The sequence below is a fragment of the Klebsiella sp. OBRC7 genome (assembly GCF_000293135.1).
Taxonomy (GTDB): Bacteria; Pseudomonadota; Gammaproteobacteria; order Enterobacterales; family Enterobacteriaceae; genus Klebsiella; species Klebsiella michiganensis.
Genome location: NZ_ALNJ01000019.1, coordinates 1 through 12921 on the forward strand (window position 1 = coordinate 1; position 12921 = coordinate 12921).

At 56.2% G+C, this 12921-nt stretch carries 14 protein-coding genes and 1 pseudogene; 7 read left to right on the forward strand and 8 right to left on the reverse strand.

The annotated features are described in order from the left end of the window. The 3 genes and pseudogenes from HMPREF1144_RS33970 to HMPREF1144_RS03070 all read right to left on the reverse strand — a co-directional run. A pseudogene (locus HMPREF1144_RS33970) lies at positions 1–64 on the reverse strand (topoisomerase IV); the annotation flags it as partial. A gap of 122 nt (positions 65–186) precedes the next feature. Beyond that, complete coding sequence (locus HMPREF1144_RS03065) at positions 187–1056, reverse strand: AraC family transcriptional regulator (RefSeq protein WP_009651841.1); 870 nt, start codon at positions 1054–1056, stop codon at positions 187–189. A 77-nt stretch (positions 1057–1133) separates the two neighbouring features. Then, positions 1134–1541 (reverse strand): YgiW/YdeI family stress tolerance OB fold protein, encoded by a 408-nt coding sequence (locus tag HMPREF1144_RS03070; RefSeq protein ID WP_004125269.1) that lies wholly within the window; start codon positions 1539–1541, stop codon positions 1134–1136. Between the two features lie 150 nt (positions 1542–1691). Between HMPREF1144_RS03070 and qseB the strand changes: the two genes are divergently transcribed. The 4 genes from qseB to HMPREF1144_RS03090 all read left to right on the forward strand — a co-directional run bounded on the left by qseB (position 1692) and on the right by HMPREF1144_RS03090 (position 4791). Further along, the gene (gene qseB, locus HMPREF1144_RS03075; protein WP_009651905.1) at positions 1692–2351 is read left to right on the forward strand and encodes a quorum sensing response regulator transcription factor QseB; all 660 of its coding nucleotides are present in this window, start codon (positions 1692–1694) and stop codon (positions 2349–2351) included. Continuing rightward, entirely contained in the window at positions 2348–3697 is a 1350-nt protein-coding gene (gene qseC, locus HMPREF1144_RS03080) for a quorum sensing histidine kinase QseC (protein WP_009651850.1), read from the forward strand. Before qseB ends, qseC begins: the two co-directional genes overlap by 4 nt. Positions 3698–3803: 106 nt before the next feature. After that, complete coding sequence (locus HMPREF1144_RS03085) at positions 3804–4385, forward strand: NAD(P)H-dependent oxidoreductase (RefSeq protein ID WP_004125278.1); 582 nt, start codon at positions 3804–3806, stop codon at positions 4383–4385. Positions 4386–4476: 91 nt separating this feature from the next. After that, positions 4477–4791 (forward strand): putative quinol monooxygenase, encoded by a 315-nt coding sequence (locus HMPREF1144_RS03090; protein ID WP_004125281.1) that lies wholly within the window; start codon positions 4477–4479, stop codon positions 4789–4791. Positions 4792–4832: 41 nt separating this feature from the next. Here the strand turns inward: HMPREF1144_RS03090 and parE are convergent, their stop codons facing one another. The 5 genes from parE to nudF are packed head-to-tail and all read right to left on the reverse strand — an operon-like array spanning position 4833 to position 9237. Beyond that, positions 4833–6728 carry a DNA topoisomerase IV subunit B gene (parE, locus tag HMPREF1144_RS03095; RefSeq protein WP_004854242.1) on the reverse strand — a complete coding sequence of 632 codons (1896 nt, stop codon included), beginning with the start codon at positions 6726–6728 and terminating at the stop codon, positions 4833–4835. Between the two features lie 30 nt (positions 6729–6758). Then, the gene (yqiA, locus tag HMPREF1144_RS03100) at positions 6759–7334 is read right to left on the reverse strand and encodes an esterase YqiA (protein WP_004854243.1); all 576 of its coding nucleotides are present in this window, start codon (positions 7332–7334) and stop codon (positions 6759–6761) included. Then, positions 7334–8161, reverse strand: a complete 828-nt coding sequence (gene cpdA, locus HMPREF1144_RS03105) for a 3',5'-cyclic-AMP phosphodiesterase (protein ID WP_004854245.1) — start codon at positions 8159–8161, stop codon at positions 7334–7336. Before cpdA ends, yqiA begins: the two co-directional genes overlap by 1 nt. A gap of 24 nt (positions 8162–8185) precedes the next feature. Next, positions 8186–8608: a DUF1249 family protein gene (locus tag HMPREF1144_RS03110; protein WP_004854247.1), complete on the reverse strand. Its 423-nt coding sequence runs from the start codon at positions 8606–8608 to the stop codon at positions 8186–8188. Next, positions 8605–9237, reverse strand: a complete 633-nt coding sequence (gene nudF, locus HMPREF1144_RS03115) for an ADP-ribose diphosphatase (RefSeq protein ID WP_004854249.1) — start codon at positions 9235–9237, stop codon at positions 8605–8607. The genes HMPREF1144_RS03110 and nudF overlap by 4 nt, the downstream gene beginning before the upstream one ends. 195 nt (positions 9238–9432) lie before the next feature. On the opposite strand from nudF, the gene tolC reads away from it, so the two are divergent. From tolC to HMPREF1144_RS03130, 3 genes are all read left to right on the forward strand, one after another. Continuing rightward, entirely contained in the window at positions 9433–10881 is a 1449-nt protein-coding gene (gene tolC / locus HMPREF1144_RS03120) for an outer membrane channel protein TolC (protein ID WP_004854252.1), read from the forward strand. Between the two features lie 169 nt (positions 10882–11050). Then, a complete protein-coding gene (locus tag HMPREF1144_RS03125) occupies positions 11051–11719 on the forward strand; it encodes a DUF1190 family protein (protein ID WP_004125303.1) in 669 nt (222 codons plus the stop codon). A 5-nt stretch (positions 11720–11724) separates the two neighbouring features. Then, complete coding sequence (locus tag HMPREF1144_RS03130) at positions 11725–12885, forward strand: glutathionylspermidine synthase family protein (RefSeq protein ID WP_009651900.1); 1161 nt, start codon at positions 11725–11727, stop codon at positions 12883–12885. The last annotated feature ends 36 nt before the right edge of the window (positions 12886–12921 follow it).

A 12921-nucleotide genomic window follows, 5' to 3' on the forward strand; every position in this document is an offset into this window, starting at 1 on the left:
AGTAGTTCAGGTAGGCGTTTTCCGTAAATTCATGCAGCGCAAGGCGCTCTGCCATATCGCTCATTAATCGTGAATCCTCAATCTGCGTACCGGCCGTTCGGACGGCAAAACTACCGGCGATAATACCCTATCTGACGCCCTGAGTCACAGGGCGTTAGGCTGGTTGAGGAATTCAGTGGACATCCTTCATTTCAGCGGAAGATAAACGTCCGTCTGCAGCTCATGCTCACCGACTTCATGCACGAAAGTGAGGTAGCGAAAGAAAACCGGGAAATCGCGCAGCGACTCTCCCGATGCGGGCAGCCAGTCGCGATAAAGAAACCAGATGCTCTGCGCGAGCGTGTCCAGAGAGCCGTGATGACGCACCACTGCGCAACGTCCGCCGGGGATCTCGCCATTCACCACGCCAAAGCTGTTTTCCGGCACCGGCTGGCTGACCGTACCGCCAATATCGAAACGAAAATCGTCAGCCGGCGTGGCCGCGGGGTCGTCCCAGGAGATTCCCCAGGTTGCGCAGCTGGCTACCGGGGACAGACCGCTCACCTTGCGCCAGGCGATAAACTTCGCGGCGGTCTCATTGACTAAATCAGGGTTGCCACGATGCCGCAGCCTCGCGATCTGAGTGGTAGGTAGCTGGATTATTTTAACATCCATCGGGTGTTGCTCCTGTAGCGTATGTTTCGGCACACGTCGATGCCATTCCAGCCAGTCCGGCTGTTGGCGGAACTGGCTGGGGCTTTGCGCGAAGGCGCTGCGGAAGGCACGGCTGAACGACTCAGGATTCTGGAACCCCGCATCAAGGGCAATATCGATAATCTTTTCCTGTGGATTAAACGCCAGTCGCCAACAGGCGCGACGCAGACGCAGCCACTGGATATAGCGATAGAGCGGTACCCCGCTATAGGCGCTGAATTGCCGGTGAAAATGATACGGCGAGCTGTGGGCTATCGCACTAAGCGTCTCCAGCGACAGCGGCGTGTCCAGATGGCGTTCAATGTACAAGCACACTTGCTGAAAACGCCCGGCAAAGGCCGGGCTTACCTGAGTATCGTTCATCGCATCCTCCTGGAAACATACTCTGACAGAGCGAGGAGTGCGGTTCCTGACCGATCTTGCTTAAGATGATAAGAAAATTATGGCGTGATTTTACGAATCTGCTTTACGTCGATTTCCACTGAGTTCCAGTCTTTATCCACTTCACCCTGAATCTCTACCGTATCCTGCGGGGTCACGGTCACGCCGTTCCAGCGCTTGTGATCGATATCGACGTTCACGGTGCCGGAGCTGTCCTGGAATTTATACAGGTCGTCGGAAATACGCTCCACGATTTTACCGCGCAGGGTCACCCAGGTATCGTCACGCAGGGTTTTCGCATTCGCGACCGTCGTTACGCTCCCGTTCGGGCCAATGAACCCGCCGTTTTGCGTGGTCGTCTGGCTGGTTTGCGTCGAGCCGGGTCCGGAAAACCCGCCCTGCTCAGCGGCCAGTACCGGCATGGAAACTAAGGCGATGATAGCGGTCATTGCGGCGATTTTCTTCATGATGTGTTCTCCCCTTGTGTTTATATCGTCACTATTACACCGGGCAAAACTTAACGACTTCTTAAGCGGAAAAAATAAATTTTATTCCTGTACAGCGCGCGCCGCAACGCGCTTTACTGCGGGAATATCCAAGGGACACAGGAGCAGAAAATGCGCATTTTACTGGTGGAAGACGACAAACTGATCGGTGACGGCCTCAAAACCGGACTGACCAAGCTGGGCTTCAGCGTCGACTGGTTTACCCGCGGCGAAGAGGGGAAAACCGAGCTGTACCACGCCCCTTACGACGCCATTATTCTGGACCTGACCCTGCCCGGCATCGATGGACTGGATATTCTGCGCGAATGGCGCGACAAAGGCCGCCACGAACCGGTACTGATCCTCACCGCCCGAGACGCGCTTAACCAGCGCGTCGAAGGATTACGCCTCGGCGCCGATGACTATCTCTGCAAACCTTTCGCGCTGGTTGAAGTCGCCGCGCGTCTGGAAGCGCTGATGCGTCGCGCCCACGGCCAGAGCAGCAGCGAGCTGCGGCACGGCAATGTTGTTCTCGATCCAGGCCGACTCACGACCACCCTGAACGGCGAGAGCCTGCCGCTCAAGCCAAAGGAGTTTGCTCTGCTGGAACTCCTGATGCGCAACGCCGGACGCGTGCTGCCGCGTAAGCTGATTGAGGAAAAGCTCTATAGCTGGGATGACGATGTCTCCAGCAACGCGGTAGAAGTACACGTTCATCATCTGCGCCGTAAGCTCGGCAGCGGCTTCATTCGCACCGTGCACGGCATCGGCTATACCCTGGGGGACGCATGAAACGGCTGGGTAGACTGAGCCTGCGCGTCCGCCTGACGCTGCTTTTCCTGCTGCTGACCAGCGCCGCCTGGGGCATTGCCAGCTTTGTGGCCTGGCAACAGACCACCGATAAGCTGGATAAGCTGTTCGATACCCAGCAGTTGTTGTTCGCCCGCCGCCTGAGCGCGATGAATTTCGACGAGCTCCATACCCTCGCGCCACAGGTGCGGACAAAGAAAAAGGTCAAACACGGCCATCTCGACGACGATGCGCTGGCTTTCGCTATCTTTACCACCGACGGCAAAATGGTGCTTAACGATGGCGAAAATGGCCAGGATATCCTGTGGGGTAACATCCGGGAGGGGTTCAGCGACGGCTACCTGCGCGGCGACGATGACGAGTGGCGCTTTCTGTGGCTCACCACCCGCGACGGGCGCCATCGTATCGTCGTCGGCCAGGAGTGGGATTACCGCCGCGAGATGGCGCTGGATATCGTCACCTCCCAGCTTACACCCTGGCTGGTTGCGCTGCCGCTGATGTTTTTGCTGCTCATCGTGCTGTTAAGCCGGGAACTGGCGCCGCTGAAAAAGCTGGCCACCACGCTGCGCACCCGGGCGCCGGATTCCGCCGAAACGCTAAATAGCGAGAACGTGCCCAGCGAAGTTCGCCCGCTGGTCGACGCGCTAAATCAGCTCTTTACCCGGACGCATGACACCATGATCCGCGAGCGTCGCTTCACCTCCGATGCCGCCCACGAACTGCGCAGCCCGCTGGCGGCGCTGAAGGTGCAGACCGAAGTGGCCCAGCTCTCGCTGGACGATCCGCAAGGGCTGGATAAAGCGCTGGAGCAGCTCCACCAGGGTATCGATCGCGCAACCCGCCTGGTCGACCAGCTACTTACCCTATCGCGCCTGGATTCGCTGGCGCAGCTGGATGATGTTCAGACGATCGCCATTGATGAACTGCTACAGTCTGCGGTCATGGAGATGTACCACCCGGCGCAACTGGCCGGACTTGAGCTGCGCCTGCACCTGAACGCGAAGAACATCTTGCGCACCGGGCAGCCGCTTCTGCTAAGCCTACTGGTGCGCAATCTTTTAGATAACGCGGTGCGCTATAGCCCCGGCGGAAGCCAGGTCGGCATCACCCTGGATGCCGGTGAATTCCGCGTACGCGACAACGGCCCGGGCATCAGCGCCGAGGCCCTGGCGCGCGTCGGCGAGCGCTTTTATCGTCCTCCAGGCCAGGAGCAGCCCGGTAGCGGCCTCGGGCTCTCCATCGTCAAACGCATCGCCGCGCTGCACGGGATGACGGCAAGTTTCGGCAACGCCCGCGACGGCGGATTCGAGGCGCGCATTCGCTGGTAGCGGCATTATTGCTATAAAAGCAAAAGACTTTGCACATTTTGCTCATTTTACCGCTCTGCACGGCGGGGTAAAATTAACCACAAAATTGAAAAGTTGAGGATAAAAAATGAGCAACATCCTGATTATTAATGGCGCAAAAAAGTTCGGCCACTCTAACGGCCAGCTGAACGACACCCTGACTGAAGTCGCGGAAACCTATCTGCGCGACCTCGGGCATGATGTTAAAGTGGTCCGCGCCGATAGCGACTACGACGTGAAAACCGAAGTGCAAAACTTCCTGTGGGCCGATTCCGTTATCTGGCAAATGCCGGGCTGGTGGATGGGCGCGCCGTGGACGGTGAAAAAGTACATTGATGACGTCTTTACCGAAGGTCACGGCGCGCTGTATGCCAGCGATGGCCGCACCCGATCTGACGCCAGTAAGAAATATGGTTCCGGCGGCCTGATTCAGGGGAAAAAATATATGCTGTCCCTGACCTGGAACGCGCCGATGGAAGCGTTCACTGAGAAAGATCAGTTCTTCCACGGCGTTGGCGTCGACGGCGTGTACCTGCCATTTCATAAGGCCAACCAGTTCCTTGGGATGAGCGCCCTGCCCACCTTCATCGCCAACGATGTGATCAAAATGCCCGATGTTCCGCGTTATACGGCAGAATATCGCAAGCATCTGGCGGAAATTTTTGGTTAACTGTAGTGAGTTATGAAAAGACGACAAGCGCGGCTCATTTTAGCGGCGGCTTGAAGTATGATGAGAATATACAGAAGGAGTTGAGTTAACCATGTTGACAGTGATCGCTGAAATTCGTACTCGTCCGGGCCAACATCATCGTCAGGCGGTGCTGGATCAGTTCGCAAAAATTACCCCGACCGTTCTTCAGGAAGAAGGCTGCCACGGCTATGCGCCGCTAGTGGATCACGCCGCTGGCGTCAGTTTTCAGACTACTTCACCAGATTCCATCGTGATGGTCGAGCAGTGGGAAAGCGTCGCGCATCTTGAAGCGCACCTGCAGACGCCGCACATGAAAGCCTACGGCGAAGCCGTGAAAGGCGACGTACTGGAAATGAATATTCGTATTCTTGAAGCGGGTATTTAAGCAAGCAAAAGAGATCGGCCGGTTTCCCGGCCGATTTTTTATTATCCGTCCAGCTCCGCCAGATCGCCCTTCTCCTGCAGCCAGTTACGTCGATCTTCAGAACGCTTCTTCGCTAACAGCATATCCATCATGGCGGTCGTCTGCTGCTCGTCTTCATCGTTAATAATCAGCTGTACCAGACGGCGGGTATTCGGATCCAGCGTGGTCTCGCGCAGCTGCATCGGGTTCATCTCGCCCAGCCCTTTAAAGCGCTGCACGTTCGGCTTGCCTTTTTTGCGCTTAAGCTGCTCCAGCACGCCGGTTTTCTCTTCTTCTGTAAGCGCGTAATACACCTCTTTGCCGAGGTCGATACGGTACAGGGGCGGCAGCGCCACGTAAACGTGACCCTGTTTAACCAGCGTGCGGAAGTGCCTGACGAACAGTGCGCAAAGCAGCGTCGCGATGTGCAGGCCATCGGAGTCGGCATCCGCCAGAATACAAATCTTGCCGTAGCGCAGCTGGCTCAGGTCGTCGCTATCCGGATCGATACCGATGGCGACAGAAATATCATGCACTTCCTGGGAAGCCAGCACCTCATCGGAAGAGACTTCCCAAGTGTTCAGGATTTTACCCTTCAGCGGCATGATCGCCTGATACTCGCGATCGCGCGCCTGCTTGGCCGATCCGCCCGCCGAATCCCCTTCCACAAGGAACAGTTCGGTTCGGTTCAAATCCTGGGCGGTACAGTCCGCCAGCTTACCGGGCAGCGCCGGACCGCTGGTCAGCTTTTTACGCACCACTTTCTTCGCCGCGCGCAGGCGACGCTGGGCGCTGGAGATCGCCATTTCCGCCAGCAGCTCTGCCGACTGAACGTTCTGGTTCAGCCACAGGCTGAAGGCATCTTTGACCACCCCGGAAACAAATGCGGCGCACTGACGTGAAGAGAGACGCTCTTTCGTTTGCCCGGCAAACTGCGGGTCCTGCATCTTCACGGACAGGACGTAGGCGCAGCGCTCCCAGATATCTTCCGCCGACAGCTTCACGCCGCGCGGCAGAATATTGCGGTATTCGCAGAACTCGCGCATGGCGTCCAGCAGCCCCTGGCGCAGGCCGTTAACGTGGGTACCGCCCTGCATCGTCGGGATGAGGTTAACGTAGCTTTCGGTCAGCAGTTCACCGCCTTCCGGCAGCCATAGCAGCGCCCAGTCAACCGCTTCGGTATCGCCGGAGAAGGTGCCGACGAACGGTTTTTCCGGCAGCAGCGGCAGGCCGTTAACCGCTTCGCTAAGATAGTCGGTCAGACCATCGGCGTAGCACCAGCGCTGTTCGCTATCGTTAACCAGATCGCGGAAAACAATCTCTACGCCCGGGCAGAGAACGGCCTTGGCCTTTAATAAATGAGAAAGGCGCGAGACGGAAAAACGCGGGCTATCGAAAAAGCTTTCGTCCGGCCAGAAGTGCACGCTGGTACCGGTATTGCGCTTACCGCAGGTACCGGTCACGTGCAGATCTTCTACTTTATCGCCGTTTTCAAACGCGATGCTGTAGACCTGGCCGTCGCGGCGCACGTTCACCTCAACGCGTTTCGATAAGGCGTTGACCACCGAAATCCCTACGCCATGCAGGCCGCCGGAGAACTGGTAGTTCTTATTGGAGAATTTCCCCCCGGCGTGCAGGCGGCAAAGAATCAGTTCAACTGCCGGAACCCCCTCTTCAGGGTGGATATCCACCGGCATTCCGCGTCCATCGTCGATGACTTCCAGCGACTGATCGGCATGGAGAATCACCTCCACGCGTTTCGCGTGACCGGCCAGGGCCTCATCCACGCTGTTATCAATAACTTCCTGACCAAGATGGTTTGGACGTGTGGTATCAGTGTACATTCCCGGACGGCGGCGAACCGGCTCTAGCCCGGTGAGTACCTCAATGGCATCAGCGTTATATGAAGATTGCGTCATGGTGTGTATTCGTAGGTCGTTCCGAACCGCTCAGCGCAGGCCCAGAAAATCGATAATCTGAGTGAAATGATCTTCAAAGCCAACAAATGCGTGATTACCGCCCTCCTCTACCGTTTGTCGGCAGGAGGCGAAATAATCCACGGCCTGGCGGTAATCAAGCACTTCATCACCCGTTTGCTGCAATAACCAGATTAAATCCGGCGCTTCCAGCGGGTCAATTTGCATGACCTTGAGATCGTAAATATGGCGAGACTCTAGCACATATTGCTGCCCCGTGTATGGATTCTCATTGGGGCCAAGGAAATTGTTCAACAGCTCAAACGGGCGCACCGCGGGGTTCACTACCACGGCGGGCAGCATAAAGCACTGCGATAGCCAGGTCGCGTAATATCCCCCCAGCGACGACCCGACAACGCCCAGCGGTTCACCGCCATGCTCCAGCACGATAGACTCCAGATGCTCAGCCGCCTGCGCGGGATAAACCGGGAGCTCCGGTATCACCATCGAGATGTCAGGATAGGTCTGCGCCAGCCACGCTTTCAGCGCAGTCGCTTTTGCCGACCGAGGCGAGCTGTTAAAACCATGCAGATAGAGAAGCGTAGACATCAGTATCCTTCTGAAGCGATATCCGGGTGAAATTTCACGCCTTCGAGGCGGCAAACTTCAGTGGTCAATGTTCCGTCAGGATGCAGTTCCAGCCAGCGCCAGCCTGGAGAGACGGTATCGAGCGTGAAGTTCGCGCAGTGCGGCTTAAACTGCACGCAGGTGGATGGCGTGGCCATCATACGCCGTCCGTTCCAGTCAAGGTCCAGCTCCTGATGAATATGGCCGCAGAGCAGATGCTTAACGCGAGGAAAAGCGGCCAGCGCGCAATCAAGCGCCCCGGCATTGCGCAGGCTATGCTGATCCAGCCAACTACAGCCTGACGGCATGGGATGATGGTGCAACAGCAGCAGCGTATACCGCTGCGGAACTTCGGTCAGCTTCTGCTCAAGCCATTCCAGCTGGAAATCGCTCAGCTCGCCGTGCGGCACACCGAACACCTGGCTATCCATCAGCAATACCTGCCAGTGGTCGCCCAGCAATACGCGTTTAGCGGGGGAGATGCCGGATTCCTGCAGCGTGCTGTACATTGCCGGTTGAAAATCATGATTACCCGGTAGCCAGACGCAGGGTGCAGTAAAACTCGCGATGCCTTCAGCAAAATGCTGGTAGGCCGCGGCAGAGTGATCTTGCGCCAAATCGCCTGTAGCAACGATCAGGTCGCACTCTCGCTGTGAGGCATGGATCGCATCCAGTACGGCCTGATAGCTTTCCCAGGTATTGATACCTAACAGCGTTTCATGTTTTTCAGCAAACAGGTGAGTATCGGTAATTTGTAATATCCTGACTCTGGCCTCACCAGCCAAAGGTAGGTTTAACAGGCTTTCCAAATGGTGTCCTTAGGTTTCACGACGCTAACAAACCGGAATCGCCATCGCTCCATGTGCAAAACAGTATCGCAGCCAATCGGCCAGAAACTGATTAATTTGATGCTTTTCGTCGCGTTGATGCAACTTTTTATTAGGATAATCATACCGCGCTTTGAAGCGAAAGATCTGCTGACTTGAACACACTTCAGCGACCATTGCATCGTGATAGAGCCGTACCGTCATTGACGGCAGACTCCAGTAGCTCACCGACGGCGCCGTCTGTTCAATCGCCACTAACGTAGTGTAGCGGGTCGATTCGACGATGGTTAATCGGTATTGCGCGTTGCCCACCTGGTAACTCACCTTTTCTCCCGCTGCATCCGTTCGCGGCAACAGGCGGCGCAGCTGGGCAAAGTTGGTTTCACACAGGCGCATCATTTCAGGAAAGTCAGGCGTATAACGCTTCATTTTGTCCACTCGTTTCGTAAATTGTGATAATGCAGTTGCAGCCATTGCAGCGCGATGACAGAGGCTGCGTTGTCGATTTTCCCCTCTTCCACCCATCTGTAAGCCTGTTCCCGGCTCACCACATGAACGCGAATATCTTCATTTTCGTCGGCCAGTCCATGAATTCCTTTTGCCGTCGTTGCATCGACTTCTCCCACCATAATAGACAGCCTTTCGCTGGTGCCGCCGGGGCTGGCCAGGTAGCTCAGGACCGGTTTAACCCGGCCAACAATAAGCCCGGCCTCTTCCACCGCTTCACGACGGGCAACATCTTCAGGAGATTCGCCTTCTTCTATCATACCGGCGACCATTTCGAGCAGCCACGGGCTCGCGCTGGTATCATACGCCGCAATACGGATCTGCTCGACGAGCACAACTTCATCGCGTACCGGGTCAAAGGGTAGCAAGACTGCGGCGTGGCCGCGCTCAAAAATTTCACGGGTCACTTCGCCGCTCATCCCACCGTTAAACAGGCGATGGCGAAAACGATATAAATCGAGCGAAAAAAAACCGCGATAAAGCGTTTCGCGTGCAATAATTTCTACATCGTTTTTAGAGAAGGTAATCCCCTGCTGATTGACGTCGCTCATTTCGATATCCTGTAGAACATGAAGTTATGAATTTATAGGCGGTGTGGCTACCGTTTTACGGCTCGTATGCTAGATTGGTGCAAATTACCGCCCCATGGCACATAACGCCAACTTTTTACGGTAACAGTCTCTATACAATCAGTGATTATTTTTAGAATTTGAGTAGCGCTAAATGCTTCACAACAAGGAATGCAAATGAAGAAACTCTTTCCCATCCTTATCGGCCTGGGCCTGACTGGCTTCAGCGCCATGAGCCAGGCTGAAAACCTGCTGCAGGTTTATCAGCAGGCGCGTGTCAGCAACCCTGATCTGCGTAAATCAGCAGCCGATCGTGATGCCGCATTCGAGAAGATCAACGAAGCGCGTAGCCCGTTATTGCCACAGCTCGGTCTGGGTGCAGATTATACCTATACCAGCGGCTTCCGTGATGCTAAAGACCAGAATTCCGACGTCACCAGCGGATCGCTGCAGCTCACGCAGGTTCTGTTTGATATGTCGAAATGGCGTGCGCTGACGCTGCAGGAAAAGAACGCCGGCATTCAGGACGTCACCTATCAGACGGACCAGCAAACGCTGATTCTGAACACCGCGACGGCCTATTTTAAAGTGCTGGCCGCTATCGATACGCTCTCCTATACCGAAGCGCAGAAACAGGCTATTTACCGCCAGTTAGATCAGACCACCCAGCGCTTTAACGTTGGCCTGGTGGCGATTACTGACGTACAGAACGCCCGTTCGCAGTACGATGCCGTGCTGGCGAATGAAGTCACCGCGCGCAACGACCTCGATAACGCCGTAGAAGGGCTGCGTCAGGTGACCGGCAACTACTATCCGGAGCTGGCCTCGTTGAACGTTGATGGGTTTAAAACCACTAAACCATCGGCGGTGAACGCGCTGTTGAAAGAAGCGGAAAACCGCAACCTGTCGCTGCTGCAGGCCCGACTCAGCCAGGACCTGGCGCGCGAGCAAATTCGCCAGGCGCAGGATGGGCACCTGCCGACCCTGAATTTAAACGCGTCCAGTAGCGTATCTAATAACAGCTACAGTGGTTCTAAAAACACCACGCAGGACAGAGATATCGGGCAGAACCAAATCGGCCTGAATTTCTCCCTGCCGCTGTATCAGGGCGGGATGGTGAACTCCCAGGTTAAACAGGCGCAGTACAACTTTGTCGGCGCCAGCGAGCAGCTGGAAAGCGCGCATCGTAGCGTGGTGCAGACCGTTCGTTCCTCTTTTAACAACGTGAACGCATCCATCAGCAGCATCAATGCCTACAAACAGGCCGTGGTGTCTGCCCAAAGTTCACTGGATGCCATGGAAGCCGGTTATTCAGTGGGTACGCGTACCATCGTCGATGTCCTGGACGCGACCACCACGCTGTATAACGCAAAACAGCAGCTGTCTAACGCGCGTTATAACTACCTGATTAACGAGCTGAACATCAAGTCGGCGCTCGGTACGCTGAACGAGCAGGACCTGGTTGCGCTGAACAACACGCTGGGTAAAGCGATTCCGACCTCGCCGGACAGCGTCGCGCCGGAAAATCCGCAGCAGGATGCCAGCGCTGATGGCTACAGCAACACCGCCGCGGCAAAACCGGCGTCCGCACGCAGCACCAGCGGCAGCAATCCGTTCCGCCAGTAATTAAGCTTGCGCACTCCACGCTTCGCTTACCCCGCGGGTAAGCGAAGCATTAAACGTAAGGCAACGTAAAGATCCCCCGCTTTCCGCCCCTATTCGCTTCATTTTCCACCACTCATCCTCTATCCTGAGCGTTAACAAAACGCATACCACTGGGTCCAGGAAGACAAACATGAAACGGACAAAAAATATTAAACACGCCTCCTTCCGCAAAAGCTGGAGCGCTCGTCATTTAACTCCCGTTGCGCTCGCCGTGACGGCGGTATTTATGCTCGCCGGCTGTGAACAAAGCGATGAAACGGTTTCTCTTTATCAAAACGCCGATGACTGCTCTGCCGCTAACCCGAGCAAATCCGCAGAGTGCACCACCGCTTACAACAACGCGCTCAAAGAAGCAGAACGTACCGCGCCGAAATACGCCTCCCGTGAAGATTGCGTCGCCGAATTTGGTGAAGGTCAGTGTCAGCAGGCGCCGGCTCAGGCAGGCATGGCTCCGGAAAACCAGGCACAGGCGCAAAGCAGCGGCAGCTTCTGGATGCCGCTGATGGCTGGCTACATGATGGGCCGGATGATGGGCGGCGGAATGGGCGCTCAGCAGCCGCTGTTCAGCTCAAAAAACCCGGCCAGCCCGGCCTATGGTAAATACACCGACGCGGGCGGTAAGAGCTACGGCGCAGCGCAGCCGGGCCGTACCATGACCGTGCCGAAAACCGCGATGGCGCCAAAACCAGCCACCACCAGCACCGTGACGCGCGGCGGGTTTGGCGACTCGGTCGCTAAGCAATCAACCATGCAGCGTAGCTCAGCAAGCTCCTCTTCTTCACGCTCGATGGGCGGCTAAGCGACATGGAAAGAATCAGCATTACCGAGCGCCCGGACTGGCGCGAAAAGGCGACAGAATATGGCTTTAACTTTCACACCATGTACGGCGAGCCGTACTGGAGCGAAGAAGCCTATTACAAACTGACGCTGGCGCAGGTTGAGAAGCTTGAAGAGGTCACCGCTGAGCTTCATCAGATGTGTCTGCAGGCGGTGGAAAAAGTCATCGCCAGCGATGAGTTAATGGCCAAATTTCGCATCCCCAAACACACCTGGGGCTTCGTACGCCAGTCGTGGAAAACCCATCAGCCCTCGCTGTATTCGCGTCTCGATCTCGCGTGGGACGGCGTGGGTGAGCCGAAGCTGCTGGAGAATAACGCCGATACGCCAACGTCTCTCTATGAAGCGGCATTCTTCCAGTGGATCTGGATGGAAGATCAGCTCAACGCCGGTCAACTTCCGGCGGGCAGCGATCAGTTCAACAGCCTGCAGGAGAAGCTGATCGATCGCTTCGGCGAGCTGCGCGAGCAGTTCGGCTTCCAGCTGCTGCATATGGCCTGCTGCCGTGATACCGTTGAAGACCGCGGTACCGTGCAATATTTGCAGGACTGCGCCGCAGAAGCGGGCGTGGCAACCGAATTCCTTTATATCGAAGATATCGGTCTTGGCGAAAAAGGTCAGTTTACCGACCTGCAGGACCAGGTGATTGGTAATCTGTTCAAGCTCTATCCATGGGAGTACATGCTGCGCGAGGTGTTCTCCACCAAGCTGGAAGATGCCGGCGTGCGCTGGCTGGAGCCGGCGTGGAAGAGCATTATCTCCAACAAAGCGCTGCTGCCGCTGCTGTGGGAGATGTTCCCCAACCATCCGAACCTGCTGGCCGCTTATTTCAGCGAAGATGCGCATCCGGAGTTGGAAAAGTACGTTATCAAGCCGATCTTCTCCCGCGAAGGCGCTAACGTCTCTATCGTGGAGAACGGTAAAGTGCTGGAGGCGGTAGAAGGTCCGTACGGCGAAGAAGGCACCATCGTCCAGGAGTTCTATCCCTTGCCGAAGTTTGGCGACAGCTACACGCTGATCGGCAGCTGGCTAATTAACGATCAGCCTGCGGGGATTGGCATTCGCGAAGACCGGGCGCTGATCACTCAGGACCTGTCGCGCTTTTATCCGCACATTTTCGTCGAGTAACATTGAACCCCGGCAGCACCGCTCACTGCCGGGGTT